15 protein-coding genes and 1 pseudogene are annotated in these 18,530 nt (G+C 37.2%); 1 reads left to right on the top strand and 15 read right to left on the bottom strand.

The window, feature by feature from the left end:
- Nucleotides 1–490: 490 nt before the first annotated feature.
- The 15 genes and pseudogenes from greA to B6D67_RS01600 form a co-directional block, all read right to left on the bottom strand.
- A complete protein-coding gene (gene greA, locus B6D67_RS01670) occupies nucleotides 491–973 on the bottom strand; it encodes a transcription elongation factor GreA (RefSeq protein WP_002990993.1) in 483 nt (160 codons plus the stop codon).
- 72 nt (nucleotides 974–1,045) lie between these two features.
- Nucleotides 1,046–2,620: an endolytic transglycosylase MltG gene (mltG, locus tag B6D67_RS01665; RefSeq protein ID WP_029714324.1), complete on the bottom strand. Its 1,575-nt coding sequence runs from the start codon at nucleotides 2,618–2,620 to the stop codon at nucleotides 1,046–1,048.
- Between the two features lie 111 nt (nucleotides 2,621–2,731).
- Nucleotides 2,732–3,214, bottom strand: coding sequence for a GNAT family N-acetyltransferase (locus B6D67_RS01660; protein WP_010921909.1), 483 nt, complete (start codon nucleotides 3,212–3,214; stop codon nucleotides 2,732–2,734).
- 45 nt (nucleotides 3,215–3,259) lie between these two features.
- A complete protein-coding gene (gene murC, locus B6D67_RS01655; RefSeq protein ID WP_002991005.1) occupies nucleotides 3,260–4,588 on the bottom strand; it encodes a UDP-N-acetylmuramate--L-alanine ligase in 1,329 nt (442 codons plus the stop codon).
- A 39-nt stretch (nucleotides 4,589–4,627) separates the two neighbouring features.
- Nucleotides 4,628–5,230 carry a hypothetical protein gene (locus B6D67_RS01650; RefSeq protein ID WP_010921908.1) on the bottom strand — a complete coding sequence of 201 codons (603 nt, stop codon included), beginning with the start codon at nucleotides 5,228–5,230 and terminating at the stop codon, nucleotides 4,628–4,630.
- A 242-nt stretch (nucleotides 5,231–5,472) separates the two neighbouring features.
- Nucleotides 5,473–8,571 (bottom strand): DEAD/DEAH box helicase, encoded by a 3,099-nt coding sequence (locus B6D67_RS01645; protein WP_011285397.1) that lies wholly within the window; start codon nucleotides 8,569–8,571, stop codon nucleotides 5,473–5,475.
- A 206-nt stretch (nucleotides 8,572–8,777) separates the two neighbouring features.
- The gene (gene der / locus B6D67_RS01640) at nucleotides 8,778–10,088 is read right to left on the bottom strand and encodes a ribosome biogenesis GTPase Der (protein WP_002991013.1); all 1,311 of its coding nucleotides are present in this window, start codon (nucleotides 10,086–10,088) and stop codon (nucleotides 8,778–8,780) included.
- A gap of 62 nt (nucleotides 10,089–10,150) precedes the next feature.
- Complete coding sequence (gene dnaI / locus B6D67_RS01635) at nucleotides 10,151–11,053, bottom strand: primosomal protein DnaI (RefSeq protein WP_002991016.1); 903 nt, start codon at nucleotides 11,051–11,053, stop codon at nucleotides 10,151–10,153.
- The gene (locus B6D67_RS01630; protein ID WP_002991019.1) at nucleotides 11,054–12,229 is read right to left on the bottom strand and encodes a replication initiation and membrane attachment family protein; all 1,176 of its coding nucleotides are present in this window, start codon (nucleotides 12,227–12,229) and stop codon (nucleotides 11,054–11,056) included. It abuts the gene before it with no gap.
- Nucleotides 12,213–12,707: a transcriptional regulator NrdR gene (gene nrdR / locus B6D67_RS01625; protein WP_002985941.1), complete on the bottom strand. Its 495-nt coding sequence runs from the start codon at nucleotides 12,705–12,707 to the stop codon at nucleotides 12,213–12,215. The genes B6D67_RS01630 and nrdR overlap by 17 nt, the downstream gene beginning before the upstream one ends.
- A 214-nt stretch (nucleotides 12,708–12,921) precedes the next feature.
- Nucleotides 12,922–14,425: pseudogene (gene covS, locus B6D67_RS01620) on the bottom strand (two-component system sensor histidine kinase CovS/CsrS).
- Nucleotides 14,426–14,430: 5 nt separating this feature from the next.
- Nucleotides 14,431–15,117 (bottom strand): two-component system response regulator CovR/CsrR, encoded by a 687-nt coding sequence (covR, locus tag B6D67_RS01615; RefSeq protein WP_002991052.1) that lies wholly within the window; start codon nucleotides 15,115–15,117, stop codon nucleotides 14,431–14,433.
- A gap of 266 nt (nucleotides 15,118–15,383) precedes the next feature.
- Nucleotides 15,384–15,917 carry a YceD family protein gene (locus tag B6D67_RS01610; protein WP_011054200.1) on the bottom strand — a complete coding sequence of 178 codons (534 nt, stop codon included), beginning with the start codon at nucleotides 15,915–15,917 and terminating at the stop codon, nucleotides 15,384–15,386.
- Between the two features lie 233 nt (nucleotides 15,918–16,150).
- A complete protein-coding gene (gene htpX, locus B6D67_RS01605; RefSeq protein WP_002985953.1) occupies nucleotides 16,151–17,047 on the bottom strand; it encodes a zinc metalloprotease HtpX in 897 nt (298 codons plus the stop codon).
- A gap of 46 nt (nucleotides 17,048–17,093) precedes the next feature.
- Nucleotides 17,094–17,651, bottom strand: a complete 558-nt coding sequence (locus tag B6D67_RS01600; protein WP_002985956.1) for a LemA family protein — start codon at nucleotides 17,649–17,651, stop codon at nucleotides 17,094–17,096.
- Between the two features lie 149 nt (nucleotides 17,652–17,800).
- On the opposite strand from B6D67_RS01600, the gene rsmG reads away from it, so the two are divergent.
- Nucleotides 17,801–18,514 (top strand): 16S rRNA (guanine(527)-N(7))-methyltransferase RsmG, encoded by a 714-nt coding sequence (gene rsmG, locus B6D67_RS01595; RefSeq protein WP_010921904.1) that lies wholly within the window; start codon nucleotides 17,801–17,803, stop codon nucleotides 18,512–18,514.
- The last annotated feature ends 16 nt before the right edge of the window (nucleotides 18,515–18,530 follow it).

Below are 18,530 nucleotides of genomic sequence, written 5' to 3'. Positions count from 1 at the left end.
TATGAAATTAAGCTATGAAGATAAGCTAGAAATTTAGCATTAAAAAATCAGGTGTTTCTTGGCCTCAACTAGCCAATGAATTTGGAGTAAACCGTAGTCGTTTGAGATATACCGTTTGACTGATGGGTCATTATGGAGTCGATAGTGTTAAGGAAGGAAACATATCAGACTTATTCATTTAAAATAAAGCAAGAAATCATTAATAAAGTCTTGCAAAACGGTCAATCATTAGTGTCAGTTTCCTTAGATTATACACTTCCTATACTTAAAATATAGTGTCCAACTTTTTGGGGTCAGTACATTAAGGTGCTGGTCTTTTCTTTTGGTATTAAATAACCATCGAAAACGATCTTTGATCTATAGTCCTCTTGACTCATAATCAATGCGATTAATACTTGACCTTCCTAACAGTCAACCTCATTTGAAGATACTAGAAAAGCCATTAGCAACCAAAACACTTAGTGGTTAGGCAAATAATGGCTTCATCGGATTAATTTGTCTTTTCAACGCTGATGATTTCAACATCATAAGTAGCTGCTGGTGATTCAATTCTAACCTTGTCACCTGTTTTTTTACCAATCAAAGCTTGAGCAATCGGGCTTTCATTTGAAATTTTTCCGGAGAAGATATCTGCTCCAGCAGCACCTACAATATGATAAGTATCTTTATCTGTTGTTCCAACTTCTTGAACGATAACTGTTTTTCCGATAGCGACTTCATCTTTTGCAACAGCATCACTGTCAATGATTTCAGCATAGCGAATCTTAGTTTCAAGCGTTGAAATTTGACCTTCAACAAAAGCTTGCTCATCTTTTGCGGCATCGTATTCAGAGTTCTCTGAAAGATCTCCATACGAACGTGCAATTTTAATACGCTCCACTATTTCTGGACGACGCACAAGTTTTAATTCTTCAAGTTCTTTTTCAAGTTGTTCTTTTTCCGTTAGGGTCATCGGATACGTTTTTTCTGCCATAATTGTTTTCTCTCTTTTCTTTTTTGAACGAATCAGAAACACAAACATGGTGCTTAAGCACCATGTTTGTGTTTACTGAATTTGACTATTCACATATTTTTCAACATTTGCAGAGTGTTCTTCAAATGTTTTTGCATAGTAAACTTCACCAGTATGGACATTGGCCACAAAGTATAAATAATCCGTTGAGGCTGGATTTAGGGTTGCTTCAATTGCAGAAACCCCCGAGCTAGCAACTGGACCAGGCATCAGACCTGTATTGGTATAAATATTATAAGGAGAATTAATGGTGGTGTCAATAGTAGCATCCTCAGCCAAGGTTGTTTTCTCACCAAGTTTCCCCATCGCATACAAAATAGCTATATTAGATTGTAGTGCCATTCCGCTATTAAGGCGGTTATAAAAGACACTTGCAATTTGACGTCTGTCATCGTCTGTTGAACCTTCTTTTTCAACCAAAGAGGCCAAGGTCAATACCTCGTTGACTGTCTTACCACTAGCAGCAATTTTATCATAATAGGGTACCAAAGTAGCATCCATAGCTGCCAGCATGTCCTCTACAAGTTCTCTCATGGTAGTTTCTTTGTAATAGTTATAGGTTGCTGGGAAAAGGTAACCTTCCAAACGGTAAATAGCTTTTTCTTTAGTTGGGATAGTTGCTAATAATTTTGGATATCTTTTTACCATATCTTGAATAAAAGCCTCATCCGTGACTAAATCCAAAAAATCCTTCTCGTTAAAAGGTGTTTTAGCTTTTTTGGTCTTTCCCTTGCTATTATGCTCAACAGCTTTAGCTATTTGTTTAATCGTGTATCCTTCTGGAATCAAGATCTTCCCAAGAGATGGCTTGGTAGGTTCTGCTGTACCACCTTCTTGTAAAGCACTAGCAATTTCTTCTAGACTCATACTTTTTTGCAGATTATAATACCCGCTCTGAAAATTTGTAAAGTTTTTAAATTTTGTATAAAAACTAAAAACAGTGCTATTCTTGATTAAACCTTTTTTTTGAAGAATTTGACCAATCAATTTATTGCCTGACCCAGATGGAATCTCAACTTGAACAAAGGCATCACTATTTTTATCAACAGGATTTAAAGCACTATAAACATAGCCTGCTCCTGCTAGAGTAACAGCCAAAAGGGTTATAATAATAGAACTAATCAAAACGGTTGAAATCTTTTTAGCAGCTCGCTCAGTCTGTTGGCGTTTGCTTAATTTTCGTCTCACTGAATGACCTTTCTCAATAGTTAACGGTACTTGAGATTCTTTAGAGGCAGTCTCTTGAAGCTCATTTGCCTGCACGACTCTCTTATTTGTCGTTTTTAAAGATGAGTTTTCTTTTTCAGAAAGTAAAGTCGGTTTAAGCGCTTCTGAAGTCATTACCGCACCTTTTATAGCTTGAAAGTGTTTAGCTGTCTTATTGTTATGTGCTATAGACTCTTTTTGAAAAGCATCTTGTCTTTTATATTCAGCATATAGCTGGGCCGTTCTCCTAGCTGCTTCTTTAGCTTCCAACTCTTTTTGAAAAAGTTCTTCCTCTTTTTCTTTTCTGATTTGATTTGCTTTTTCCAACTCAGCAAGAATCTGCTCTTTAAAGCTTCGCTGCTGATCTTGTTGGTCTTTATCCTTAAAATAGGTCAAAGCCAATCCTCCTAAATATAATCAACCGCCATTATAACTTAAAAGTATCCTAATTGCAATTAAATGATGCATTTGTTACTTATTTTTAACAAACCAACAGTTGAATCAGCTGTGATTCTAAAGTTTCCAAATCATTTGGTACCAAAGGGTTCCACCATGTTGAGACTCTGAAATTCCTTGGTTAATAAACCCATTCATTTCATAATAGGAAATCAAGTAATCATGACAAGTCAAAATAAGACCTGTTCTTTGCTGCGCTACTACTAAATCTTTTAGTGCCGCCAACAAAGCTGTCCCAACCCCTTGTTGCTGAAAATGTTTAGCTATGGACAAACTAGTAATAGCAATATAGCCTCCAGTTTTAGGATTTTTAGTCACCCCGTGGAACAAAGAATCCTCCAAAATAGGAGTAGTGACAACTGGACCTTCGATATAGCCAACAATTTCCTGATCGATAAGTGCCACTAAAAAAGTATCTGGTATCAGCCGTATGTGCTCTTCAAGAACTGCTCTTGTCGTTGCTTCTTGTGGTGAAAAATTGTCACTTTCAATGGTAGCAATAACTTCCAAATCGGATCCTTGAACCTGTCTAATCAACATATCAAACTCCTTTAGAATGAGAAAACCTGCCTAAGGCAGGACATGTTATTGGTTATTTTTAGTTAAATTTGCAAGTAATTCCTCAAAAGAATGTTCATATAGCTGAATATCTCCAGCTCCCATAAAAACATAAACAGCATTATCGTGATCAAGAAGAGGAGAGACATTTTCCACCGTTACTACTTGTGATGGTTTGATAATCTTAGCAGCCAAATCTTCAACCTTAACTTCACCTTTATCTACTTCACGTGCAGAACCATAAATCTGGGCTAAATAAACACTGTCAGCTTCATTTAAAGCACAAGCAAAATCCTCTAATAAGGCAATAGTGCGAGTAAAAGTATGTGGCTGGAATATTGCTACAATTTCTTTACTTGGGTATTTTTGTCTAGCCGCATCAATTGTTGCCACAATTTCGGTTGGATGATGAGCAAAGTCATCAATAATAATAGTGTCATTGATAATTTTCTCTGTAAAACGACGTTTCACACCTGAAAAAGTTTTAAGATGGTCTGCCACTAGAGCCATATCAATGCCGGCTACAAACAAGTTTGCAATTACTGCTGTAGCGTTTAAAATGTTATGTTTTCCATAAGCAGGTACGTGAAACTGACCAATGACCTCTCCTTGGTGTTTTACCTTAAAGTCCGATCCGTTCGTAGTACGCGTAATGTCGTAAGCGATAAAATCATTGCCCTCTTCAAAACCATAATAGTAAATAGGTGCAGGTGCTTCGATCTTTTTTAGTTCGTCATCTTCACCATAAACAAACAAAGCTTTCTTGACCTGCTTAGCATAATCGTTGAAAGCGTTTCGCACATCAGCAATTCCTGTGAAATAATCAGGATGGTCAAAATCAATATTAGTAATGATAGAGTATTCTGGGTGATAAGGCATAAAATGGCGTTCGTATTCGTCTGATTCAAAAACAAAATACTGTGCATTAGCAGATCCACGCCCAGTACCATCACCAATTAAATAAGATGTGTCTGTGATATTTTTCAAGACATGTGACAATAAACCCGTTGTAGAAGTTTTACCATGAGCACCTGCTACTGCAAAACTGATAAATGATTTCATAAAATCACCTAAAAAGTCATGATAACGTTTGAAAGGAATCTGGTGTCTCAAAGCATAGGCCACTTCTTTGTTGTTTTCACGAAAGGCATTCCCAACGATAAGTTCCATATCTGGCGTAATGTTGTCCTCGCTAAAAGGTAAGATAGTGATGCCCGCTTGTTCCAATCCTCTTTGAGTGAAATAGTATTTTTCAACATCACTACCTTGCACCTTATGCCCCATTTGATGCAACATAAGGGCCAAGGCACTCATTCCTGACCCTTTAATTCCGATAAAATGATACGTTTTTGACATCTTAACTCCTTTGTCATCTGCATACGCTGAGTAGATTTATTAAGGAAGATCCTCAAACCTACTAAGATTAAGCTCTTGCGCAATTGTTTTTTCTCGTTGTTGTCTCATTTCTTTATTATTGTAAATTTGACTGGATTTTAAAAAATCGTAATTATTTTTTTTTGTAGTTCCTTGTTGAGGAAGATTTTTTGGCTCTTTATATTCTTTTGGCAACTCAGCTAAAATATAGTTGTCTTGATGAAGCTTTTTTGTAAAACGACTCATTTCTGTTGTTGCTTGCTTTTGAGAAGGAGAAGAATCCGCAGGCTGTTGCTTTTTAGAAACCTGTTTAGGAACATAGGCCATTTCTTTGGCAAGATAAGCCTGTCTTTTTTCCTTGAGATCTTGCTTTGCTTTTTGACGCGCCTCTTTGACATAATGGTGTTTTTCATCATTGCTACAAAAGCGCTTACTAGAAGGGGTCTGCCGAGAAGTTGCTTTAGCAGTAAACTCCTCATTTCTAGCAATATCATCATACTCCTTGTCCTGGTAATAGCCACGGATGTTGGTAATGAGATCTTCATTTTCATACAGAGCCATTTGCTTTGCTGGATCACTAATAGCAATGCCATCTGCAACTAAAGGAAACTGATTTTTTACCATCCTTTTTTGATTCTCCCTTCTTGTAGCATCCTCTATTATAACTTAAATACTGTTATTTTTCAAAGCATTCCTTGATGATTCTATGACGTGTCTTTTTCTAAATGTTTTAATCATTACTAGCAAATGACAATCGCTATATCAATAAAGATATTTCAAAAAGAAGCGTTTTAACGAGGTTATATAAGGTGCTTTTGGTGTCATCTTCTTTAAAGGGTTTTTAATGTCACTAAAATCAAGGAAGATTAATGAGTGTTTAGCCCCAAAATTTCTTTTATTTCTTCAATGGACATACTTGCTCGGCTTTCATTGCCATCCAAAACTGTAGTCACCAAATTGCGCTTACTTTCTTGAAGCTCTAAAATCTTTTCTTCAATCGTCCCTCGAGTGATTAAGCGATATACTTCAACGTTTTCTTTTTGACCAATACGGTAGGCGCGACTGATTGCCTGCATTTCAACAGCAGGATTCCACCATAAATCGATTAAAATCACTGTGTCTGCTCCCGTAAGGTTGATTCCAACTCCACCTGCCTTGAGGGAAATCAAAAAAGCATCCTTGGAACCGTTATTAAAGGCTCTAGTCATTTCTTGACGTTCATTGGCAGGGGTAGATCCCGTCATTTGATAAGAGGTCAACCCTAGAGCAGTCATCTCTTGCTTGGCCAAGTCCAGCATCCCTCTAAATTGAGAAAAAATCAAAGCCCGATGACCATTTTCTTTAATTTGTGTCAATAAGATTCGCAAACTATCTAGTTTACCACTTTTGCCTTGGTAATCCATAAAGAGACTTGGAGTGTCACAGATTTGCCTCAATCGAGTGATACCAGATAAAATCTCAATTTTTTGACGGCTAATATCCACATCACTAGAATTTCGAATTTGATCTTGCATCTGCCTTAACTGCGCTAAGTAAATAGCTTTTTGTTCATCTGTCATCTCGTTTGAATAATTAGTTTCAATTAAATCAGGTAATTCTGGTAGGACATCTTCTTTTTTACGACGCATCACAAAGGGTTTGATATAGCGTGATACTTGCTCAGCTGTTAATTTTAAAAACTCTTTTTTAGTCGGTAGCAACCCTGGCAAAACAATTTGGAAAATGGACCAAATTTCAAGCATTTTATTTTCAATAGGAGTGCCCGAAAGCGCAAAACAATTGGCTGTATTAAACGCACGTAAACAGTGTGAAATCTTAGTTTGTGCATTTTTTATCACTTGAGCTTCATCTAAGATAAGATAATCGTAGTGAAACGCTTGATAGGTCTCAAAATCCTGTCTAAAGGAGGAATAGCTGGTTATGGTTATTTGATGACCTTCTTCGATGATTTGATCTCTGATTTGTTTAAGTCCGTAAGAAACCACAACATCTAGCTGAGGTGTGAATTTTTGACATTCATCAAACCAATTATAGATAAGACTAGATGGAGATAAAATGAGCACTTTACTATCTGATTTCAGGTGACTAGCTAAAAAAGCAAGTGTCTGGAGAGTTTTTCCAAGTCCCATGTCATCTGCTAAAATGCCACCAAAGCCATAATGATTGAGCATTGATAACCACTGAACACCGTTGCGTTGATAATCTCGCATTTGAGCCTTAACTGGTAACGGTTTTATTGAAAAAGTTTCAGGATGCTGCAAATGATAGGCTAACTCTTCTAATTCCTTTGAAAAATGAACAGATGTCATGCCTTCAAAAAGTTTGGATACTTGTAGAGCTCTAATGCCATCCAGTTGCAAGTGACCATTTTTTAGCTGTCTTGCTCTTAATTCTTGTAAACTTTTGCTAACTTTTTGAGTTTCATCATCAAAAACCACTAATTGACCCGTTTGACTCACAAAATAAGGATTATTTTGAAAAAGAGCTGTAACAGCTTGGTCAATATCATTTTCAATAATGGTTGAAAAATCAAACGAAATATCTAGTAATCCCTGATTGCGTCTAATAGCGATCTTGGGCATTTCTTTCACTTGTAATGCTTGGATAGCTGTACTCAACGCAACATTACCTAAGCGCTCAAAACATGGAACTGTTTCTTCAAAAAAAGTATAGAGCTCTTTTGCACTTGTTAGTCGCTTTTTTGAGTAAAATTGTGGCGAGAAGCCAAAAGCAAGTAAAGAACGATTGATTTTTTCTTCTTTTTTTAAATGACTAGCAAAAGGAAGTGCTTCTAAACTTGCTTTGTCACTAACTTGGTAATTGCCATAATCAAACATAAGCTGACAACTGATTTCATCTCGATTTAACAAATCAAATTGAAAAGTCACCTCAAAGTCTCTAATAGCAAAGCTTTTAGGAGCCTCTACTAGACCGATCTGTTTAAAATCTGATAAGCTTGCAGCTAATTTCGCATGATCATCCAAATCAAAATGAATATGTTTAGCCAAGTCGGCCTCAATGGGCAGACTACGAATAGCCTGAACCATTTTTCGTTGCTTTAACGTCAAGTGATAAAAGGTATCTTGATAAAGAAGATAGTCATTATCAAAGAGGTATTGCACATTTTTTTCAGCAATTTGCAATTCAATAGATTTGCGATGCACTTCCACTTTAAACTCATAAAGGCCTGCCTCTGCTTCCAAAGAACGGACAAAAAGATGATGATAAGTTTGAGAAGGCCCCTCAAAAGTAAAGTCATAAAGTGACGTCAAATAGTGAATACCTTCTTCAAAAAAACCACTAGGTAAGCGCAAATGCCTTGCATGATTTGGAAAAATGTTCTCGTTGTCCCCTTTGTCAGTATCAGATGCTAAGCGCCATAAAAACTCAATAAGGGCCTGACTAGATGGGTCAAACTGCAGCCATGAAAGTTGTTCAAAATAATTTTTTCCAATCTGATAAAAGCCTTCTTTTTTAATAAGCTGCAAAAAGCCTTTAATATCCCGAATCACATAAGAACGATCATCTGGTAAACGATTGATTTTCAGACTCCACCAGTAATCTGACGAAAAAGGGCTTCGACTACCAAGAGCAGACAGCCTGTATTTAACAGAATCATCTTCATTCATGGCTAAGCTATCTAAAAAGAGGCTACCAAAAGATGTCATTTTCTTTGTTGTTTCTTTGATTTTTGTTTGATTTGTTAACTGTTTTAAAAAAAGCTTACCTTTTTGATCATTTTTTAAAAAATACTCGACTGCTGCAATATGCTTGCAATAATGTTTCATATGAAATGTGTCGCATTGACAAGTGATATCCTCATCATCTGCTCCATATTGAACCTGATAAGTCTCCACTTCTATTTGAAGAATGCCTTTATTATCATCTTGGAATGAAACTAAACCTTGCTCATAAAGCTTAATACCTTCATTCCTTACTCGTCCTGGAATTAATCTAGCCATCATTTTTCCACCTTTTTGCTTATCCTTTCATTATAGCAAAAACCGACTGATATTTCTTGTCAAAATCCTTTTTCTTTGTTTGCTACTAATCTTCCGTCTACACCCTTAAAGGTATTATAAAAAGGACTGTCTCCTGTAACATACACAACACAGTCCTTATCAATGATGAGATTATTTCTTAGGTCAGCATTTTAGTTGATGTTCATTTCTTATTTTCGTTTGCGAGCAATTAGATGAATCGGTGTCCCTTCAAAGGTAAAGGCTGCGCGAATCTGGTTTTCCAAGAAGCGTAGATAAGAGAAGTGCATCAATTCTTCCTCGTTAACAAAGACGACAAATGTTGGTGGCTTTACTGACACTTGAGTGGCATAGAAAATTTTCAAACGTTTACCCTTATCCGTTGGCGTTGGATTAATGGCAATAGCATCCATGATAACATCATTGAGGACAGCAGATGGGATACGTTTATTCTGACTCTCACTGATACGTTTAATCAAGTCAGGCAATTTGTTGAGGCGCTGCTTCGTCAAAGCTGACACAAAAATAATCGGAGCGTATGTCAAAAATTGGAATTGGTCACGAATATCGGCTTCCCACTTAGCAACGGTATGATTATCCTTGTCAATGGTATCCCATTTGTTAACCACGATAATCATTCCTTTACCAGCTTCGTGTGCAAAGCCAGCGATACGCTTGTCGTATTCACGGATACCTTCTTCAGCATTGATAACCATCAAGACCACATCGGAGCGGTCAATGGCACGCATGGCACGCATGACAGAATATTTCTCTGTATTTTCGTAAATCTTGCCAGATTTGCGCATTCCAGCCGTGTCAATCATGGTAAATTCTTGACCGTCAGCATCCGTAAAATGCGTGTCAATGGCATCACGTGTTGTCCCTGCGACAGGGCTAGCGATAACACGGTCCTCACCTAAAATAGCGTTAATCAAGCTAGATTTCCCAACATTAGGACGACCGATTAAACTGAAGCGAATAATATCATCATTTTCTTCAGCCTCTTCTACTGGCAAGTTTTCAACGATCGCATCTAAGACATCCCCTGTTCCGATACCATGAACAGAAGAAACTGGATAAGGATCACCCAAACCAAGTGAATAAAAATCATAAATGTCATTACGCATTTCAGGATTATCAACCTTATTAACAGCTAAAATGACTGGGGTATTGGTTCGATACAGAATTTTAGACACATATTCGTCAGCGTCGGTCACCCCTTCTTTACCAGAAACAACAAAAACGATAACATCAGCTTCTTCCATGGCAATTTGAGCCTGGTGCTTGATTTGCTCCATAAACGGGGCATCAACGTCATCAATACCACCTGTATCAATCAATGAGAATTGGCGGTTAAGCCACTCCCCAGTAGCATAAATACGGTCACGAGTAACCCCTTCAACGTCTTCTACAATTGAAATGCGCTCTCCTGCGATTCGATTAAATAAGGTGGACTTGCCCACATTTGGACGGCCCACAATGGCAACGGTAGGTAAAACCATGATTCTCCTTTTCTTTCACTCACTCATACGTGTAGCTATTCTTCTTGATTGCTATCTCAAACTTAACGGCGGTTAGCCCCTTCTAAATGAAACTCTCTAGCCAAATAACGCACGCGTTCCATGACACGTTTGGCCTGCCAAGTTTCGTCACTTCCTTTGATGGTTGCCCATTTTCGCTCCAAATCCGCAAAGCTGTAATTAGAGGTAAAGAAGGTTGGCAATTCCTCTAACATACGGTATTGTAAAATCACCTGCAACACCTCATCACGGACCCAAGAAGTGGCTTGCTCTGCACCAATATCATCTAAAATGAGCACCGGTACATTTTTGACCGCATCGATTTCTTCTTTAACAGAGCCGTTTGAAATGGCATTTTTTACATCAATGGCAAAGCTCGGAAAATGTAGAAGGGTCGTTGACACACCTTTTTTCTCAGACAATTCATGGGCCATAGCAGCCAACAAGTAAGACTTGCCAATTCCCATATCTCCGTACAAATACAAGCCTTTTTGCTCTGCTGATGGGTATTGTTCCACAAAATCTAAAATAGCAGAGAAGGCTTCCATACGGCTCGCATTATTAACATCAATATCTGATAAATGAATATGGCGATAGGATTTTGGCAAACTAACCAGTTGAATCCGTTCAGAGATAGCTGCCTGTTTTTGAGCTTCTACCAATTCTTTGGTTTCCAAATAAGACACATCAGCGTAGCCCTCATTCATAGCTAGAATAGGCTGATAGCCCTTAGCAATATAAGAGGGATCTTTGAGTTGATACTTCTGGCGTTCCACCAAAAATTGATTGAACTTAGATAAGCTAAGGTTAATTTGCTCTTGAGATAAGTGATGTTGACTGATGAAGCTTGCTACTTCAGGATCCGCTAAAATGGTTTGAATCAACTGGTCGCTATTAACACGAGTGTTTTGACCCAATTTCGCCATGGTTTCTCCAATCTTTTCCATCTAGTCACCCCCTTTTCCTAGGTTTTCTAACCTCTTCAAAGCAGCCTGTTTGAACTGATCTAGTTTCGCCTGCTCTTCTTGACTTGTTGTCTCTTGGTAATCAGGATTGCTCCACTTAGGCACATTACTTTGACTTGTTTTTACTTTTGATTGCCGACGACTTTGACGATCCGTGAAGGCTCGCAAAACCACTATAGCTTCTTCAGCCGTTGACACCTTTTGGTAGGCGAAATCATTGGCCATTTTTAAGACATAACTCTTCTGTAAATTAGCAGATTTTGTCTTATTAAAGGTATAAAGCACCATGACATTGATAACATCATCAAGAAAATTCATTTTGGCCAATGTTTGCAATAAAATGCGTTCATCCTTAGTAATCGTTGCACGTCTAGCCTTTTTAATTTTTTCCAAAAAGACTAAAGCACTGTCTTGCTTTGCTTCTCGCAAAATAATTTGCTCAGCCTGTGAAAAATTTTCTTTGCTTGGTTTTGTCATGCTTTGATTTTTTTTAGCCAATAAGCGTTCAGGTCGAATTTTCCCATTAACAGCCGTCGCCTTAGCTATTTGATAAGTATCAAACCACGTCATATCATACTGTTCAGCAATACTGTAAAGGCTAATGATATCTTTTTGATTATCTTCAAATTGTAACCCATCACGAACCATTAATTGCTGGAAACTTGAAAGGTCAAAATTCTTTTGTGGCTTTTGAGGTACGTTCGTCAAATCTCCTTGCACCCCAAAAATATCCGAAAATCGCTTAGAAATATTTCTTGCTTGACTTGGGACAGTTACCTGCAACTCAGAGACAGCTACCTCTCCAATCTTTTGTTCTAATAATCGAGAATAAGCTGGATGTTGAAAAAACAAGTCACGGCTAAGCGGCTGGTGCAACGTAATAAGATATGTATCTGATAGCTGATACACACTCACTAATTCCATTGCTGTCAATATAGCAAGAGCATCTTCAAAACGTTTCATACCAAACTGTAGGTGATTTAAAATATCGCTGAATTTATGACGTTGTAAACCATCGTCAAAAAAGTGAATAAAGTATTGGTAGATAGAGACCGCGTCACTTCCAATAATTGGAAAGTACAACTGTATTAAAGTCACCGAATCAAGAGTTACTTTGTTGCGTTTTAGATATGTAAAAGTATCAATTGGTTTCATCATTATTTAAACGTTTTTTCTTTCCGCGTACGCGATTCGTAATTTGTTGCAAAAGTTCTTCGATTTCATCAACGTCCTTGAAACTCTTGTAGACACTAGCAAAGCGTACATATGTGATTTCATCGAGTTCGGCCAACTCATCCATCACTAAATTACCAATAGCAGTACTTGACACTTCATTTTCGTAGGTTGTTCGAACTTCTTGTTCAATACGAGAAATGACATTTTCAATATCTGTGCTCGAGACAGGTCGTTTTTGCGCACTTTGAACAACCCCATTTAATATTTTATCTCTAGAAAATTGCTCTCGTGTGCCATCTTTTTTGATGACTAATAAAGGGAGTTCTTCAACACGCTCAAAGGTAGTAAAGCGAGTATGACACTGTTCACATTCTCTTCGACGACGAATGGTGTTGCCGTCTTCAGCTTGTCTACTGTCAACAACACTCGATTTATGGTAATTACATTTTGGACAACGCACGCAAACACCCCAATTCTATCAAATTAATCTAATATACTATTTTACCATATTCTCAAGGATAACAAAAGACATCGCGATTGACAGTATTTCTTTCATGTCATCCATCATTGCTAAAAAAATAGCATCAGCTTCTAACCAGTTGTGGCAAAAGACTGCTACTATTATCTAATGATTACATACTATACCTGTCACATTAACAATGCCTTAAGCTACTCTAACTCTCTTTAGACTGGGCCAAAGGAATATGTAAGATAAACACTGAACCTTCATTTAATTCACTTTCAACCTTCATCTGTAAATGATACCCATCTACAATTTGCTTGAGAATAGACAAGCCAATCCCTAATCCAGCCTGGGTACTTGTTCGATTACGTGATTTATCCGTTCTATAAAAGCGTTCAAAGATATGTTCAATATCTTCTTTAGAAATTCCTTCGCCTTTATCTTGAACTCTAACAATAGCTTCTTGTTTGCCAGTCACTGAAAGGTTAATCGCGATTTTCTTTTCTTTACGGGAATACTTCACAGCATTGTCAATCAGAATCATCAAAGCCTGCTCAAAATGATTTTTATAAATACGGGCTATCGTTTTTGGATTTTCTGACTGCCATGTAAAGATAAAATCTTCTCTTAAAACTCTAAAATTACCAACAACAGTTTCAATAGAATCTTCCAAAACTGTCATATCATTTTGATGTCCCTCAAATGAGCCTTGTACGCGAATCATGTCTAACATATCATTAATCATGATTGCCATACGGTCAAGCCTCATGCGCTGTTGCTGTCAAGCTTTCTTCAAGAATATCACTGTCATCTTTACCCCAACGTTGTAAGAGACCAATATGCCCTTTAATAATCGCAACCGGTGTTCGTAATTCATGGCTGACATCACTAATAAAACGTGATTGCAACTTAGTATGTGTCTCCAATTTGTCTAACATATTGTCAAAGATAACAGACAATTCTTCGATTTCATCTCCTGACGAAATATCTGAGCGCAGGTTTAAATTATTAGGATTTTCAGAGATATTACGCATCACTTCATGTAAATTGTGTAAAGGCTTCAAAAAGCGCCGCGTAGTAATTAAGATGATTAAATAGGCTAAGCTTGTGCCAAATAACTCAACAACTAGTAGCCAAAACAGCAGTCTTGCTCTAATGACATAATAATTGCCTAAATCATGAAAGACTTGAACATAGCCCACAAATTTTCCAGTCCGATTAGAATATACCTTTTGTGTCATGGAAAACCCACGATACTGATCTTCGATATGGTCGTGATACACACGACCGATAGGACCATGCAAGCCAGGAGATGATTCTTCGTTATCTGTGGTAAAAATCATCTGTTTATCAATGTTATAGACATAAATATCTTGATTCGCATCTAGAGTATTTGTGATATCGCGCTCACTCCTAATGACTCGACTGCCCTTTCTGTCATCAATTCTCAGATGTGTTTTATCGTTTTTGTACAAAACTTCTGCTAAGTTCTCTAATGTAAAATTAGAGTCCACCTCAGAAAGACGAACTCTAACAATATTTACAGCTTGAAAGACTGACTGCTTTTCTTTCTTCAATAAGAAATAGTTTGTTGAACTATAGGCAATCAGTGTAAAGGCAGAGAAAATGCAGAAAAAAAGAACAAAAAAGATATTAGATAGTCGTTTTGGTAACGAATTTTTATATTTCTTCTGTTTTTGTTTCTGATTTTCCATATGACTTATTTCTCACGAATAACGTATCCCATGCCACGCACTGTTTGGATATAAGATTCCTTGCCTGGAATGTCAATTTTGCCGCGGAGATAACGAATATAGACATCTACAACATTAGTCTCAACGGCTTCATCATATTTCCAAACATTTGACAATAATTCTTCACGTGTCATGACACGATTCATATTAGTCATCAAAATATTAAGCAAATCATATTCACGTTTAGTGAGAGAAATCTCATCGTCGCCACGATTAACTGAACGGTTTTGTGGATTTAAAACTAGATCTCGATAAATGCCTTGACTAGGCACTTTCTTCTCAGATTCAATATCTTGACGGCGGAAAATAGCACGAATACGGGCAAGTAGTTCTTCAATGGCAAACGGTTTAACAATATAGTCGTCTGCACCGCGGTCTAAACCTGCAACCACATCCATAATAGAATCACGCGCAGTCATCATCATGATATACGTTGTTTTTTCGGTTTGCAAACGACGGGTCACTTCAAAACCATCCATCTCTGGTAACATTAAGTCAAGCAGGATTAAATCAAACTCTTTTTCCAAAGCAGTTTCTAACCCTTCACGACCATTGACCTCAACAATGACTTCATAACCCTCATGTTGCAGCTCAAGAGAAACGAATCTAGCCAGATTCTTTTCATCTTCAATAATTAAAATTTTCTTTGTCATTTATACCAACCCTTATCCTCTTAATCTATCTTTTTCTCCCAGAAAGAAAACTATGAAATTCATCTCATATCCTAGACTATTTCAGTTCTAATGGTCAAATAGTCTTCTAGCGAATAAAATATGAAGCATCTAATAGTCATTACCTTCTCTGCCCTCTATGGTCAAAATACCTTCTACTTTAGATAAGTAACCATATTCTCTAAAGAGTATATCAAAGAATAGCTGTTTTTTCAAATAAAAATTACAGACATCTTTAATATTCAGTTTTATTCATCAAACAACCCTTGCAAGCTAGCAAAAGGATTATTTTCTTTTTGCTTTTCTTCTTTTAGACACTGGTAGTCTTCTTCTGTCAAAACTGCCCAATTTTGACCTGCTGGCAACTCTTTTGATTTCTTTTCTTCCTCTGTCAAGACCTGTAGCGGAATAGCAAGTAAGATATTATCCACAATACTTTCTTCGAGGTTAATAGCGTCTTTGTCTAAAACTAATACCAGATTGTCTTCAACCAACTCTTTCTTATCAGCTAAATCTGTCGCCTCTATAAATAATTCTTGAATGTGTTGGACTTCACTTAAACAGACCGGAACCATAGAACGGCTAGACGGTAATATCACTTCGTAACTCAATTGATAATCTAACAGATAAAGCCCCTTATCATAGCGAACATTACCGACAGCTTTAACTGCCTTTATGTCAATAATCTGTTGGTCACGCTCAAGTAACATACTTTTGACATCACATAAACGATCAAACGAGAGACCGTCTGGGTGTTTTCTGATTTCGGAAATAGCTAACATCATCTTCTCCTAATAAAACTCTCATTTATTTTTACTACTATCTAAAAGATTTGTCAATAGTTTTGCATTTATTTTCTGACGTTTTTTAATTTTAAGATTTAAATCATTCTATTTTTAACCATTGTTTCACTCATTTTTTTCTTTTTGTTCAGATATTTTTGATAATTCCTGCCATTTTAGATTATCTGCCCAAAGACATAAAAAAGTGAGGCTTGAGCAAAAACCCCAAACGCTCACATGTTTTTTAACCTTTCAATCCTCTCCTCAATAGGAGGATGGGTGCTGAATAATGAACTGAAGCTCCTTTTTTTGCGAGGCTCATTAATATACAAGGCCGCACTAGCATCATCAACAGGATGCTTCATTGGCTGAGATAACTGCAATTTTTCAAGAGCCTTAATCATACCTTGGGGATTTCTTGTTAGTTCAACAGAACTAGCATCAGCTAGATATTCTCTTTGACGAGAAATAGCCAACTGAATCAAACTTGCTACTAGGGGCGCTAAAAGCAAAGATAATAACGACAAAAGTAATGTAATGATTCTTAAAACATCATCATCTCCGTCATCTCTTTGCCTGCGAGAACCGCCACCATACCATAGCATACGCCCACCGATACTAGAAATAACGGTAACAGCACTCGCCAAAGCTACAGCAATAGTCGAAATACGGATATCATAATTTCGGATGTGGCTAATTTCATGGCCGATAACACCTTCAAGTTCTTCACGATTCATGACTTCAAGTAAACCTGTCGTTGCTGCAACAGCAGCATTTTGAGGGCTAGATCCTGTCGCAAAAGCATTTAAAGAAGGATCTTCAATAATAAAAACTCTCGGCATCGGAATCTGGGCCACCATAGCCATATCCTCGACAATATGGAAAAAGCCTGGAGCCTCTTTTTCTGTAACTTCTCTAGCATTGTTCATACTCATTACAAGACTGGTGGATTGAAAAATCATACTGGTAGCATAAATCACCCCAATGACAAGAGCAAGGACCAAGCCCATGGCATAATTATCTAACAGCAGATAGCCTGCTGAAGCTCCAATAAGTGCTAAGAGAGCGAAGAAAACAACTAATAAAACAACTGTTCGTTGCTTATTTTGTGAAATCTGTTGATAAAGCATAATTCTCCTTTCTCTTATGATTGCCTACTAGATGATAATTTCATATTTAAAAGTTAAATTCAACTTTTGGAACTTCTTTTTCAGCTTCTGGTGTTTGTAAGAATTCACTTGGTTTAAAACCAAATAATTTACCAGCGATATTGCTTGGGAAAGATTCTAATTGAAGGTTGTAATTAGACGTTGTTGAATTATAGAGTTGACGAGAATATGAGATTTTATTTTCCGTATTGGTCAACTCTTCTTGTAATTTCAAGAAGTTTTCGTTAGCTTTTAAGTCTGGGTAATTTTCAGCAACGGCAAACAAACTGGTCACTTGTTTACTCAATTCGTTAGAAGCCGCCATGGTTTCTTGAGGAGTTGAGGCATTCGCAACACGCGCACGCAAATCAGTGATTTTTTCAAATGTCTTTTGCTCGTAGCTAGCATATCCCTTTACGGTTTCAATAAGATTTGGAATCAAGTCATTACGACGCTTTAATTGCACATCAATCTGACTCCAAGCTTCTTTTGTGTGCATCCGAGATTTAACCAGGCTATTGTAACTAATCATTAACCATAGCGCAAGCACTCCTAAAACGACTAAGATAATCAAAACTGTTGGCATAGTGGGTCTCCTTTAATCTTTGTGTCTCAATTATAGCAATTTCTAGGCTAATAGCAAGTAATGAGGTGTTATTTCTGATGATTTATTGGATTTTGTTATAGGCTATTTTATGATAGAATGGTAACAACTATCAAAAACAGAGGATACAAATGACACCCCAAGACTTTTACCGAACACTAGAGGAAGATGGTTTTTCCTTATCATCGAAACAAAAAGAACAATTTGACACCTACTTCAAATCACTAGTGGAATGGAACACTAAAATTAATTTAACAGCTATTACAGAAGAAAATGAGGTTTACCTCAAGCATTTTTATGATTCCATCGCTCCTATTTTACAGGGCTTTTTAGCTAATGAACCAATCAAATTATTGGACATTGGAGCTGGAGCTGGTTTTCCTAGCCTACCCATGAAAATTCTTTTCCCAAACCTTGAGGTTACCATTATTGATTCTCTTAATAAGCGGATTTCTTTTCTGACACTCCTTGCTCAGGAATTGGGCTTGGAAAATGTCCACTTTTTTCATGGTAGAGCAGAAGATTTCGGACAGGACAAGGCCTTTCGAGGTCAATTTGATGTTGTTACTGCCAGAGCGGTTGCTCGGATGCAGGTTCTATCTGAATTAACCATCCCCTTTTTAAAAATTGGAGGAAAATTAATCGCCTTAAAGGCACAAGCTGCTGACCAAGAGTTAGAAGAAGCTAAGAATGCTCTTTGTCTTCTTTTTGGTAAAGTCATTAAAAACCATAGCTACCAATTGCCAAATGGAGATTCTCGCTTCATCACCATTGTTGAGAAGAAAAAGGAAACACCTAACAAGTATCCAAGAAAAGCTGGCTTGCCTAACAAAAAACCTCTATAAAATAGTACCAAAGGCT

It is taken from the genome of Streptococcus pyogenes (assembly GCF_002055535.1).
In the GTDB taxonomy this organism is placed as follows: domain Bacteria; phylum Bacillota; class Bacilli; order Lactobacillales; family Streptococcaceae; genus Streptococcus; species Streptococcus pyogenes.
This window is presented reverse-complemented; position numbering and strand designations above follow the sequence as displayed.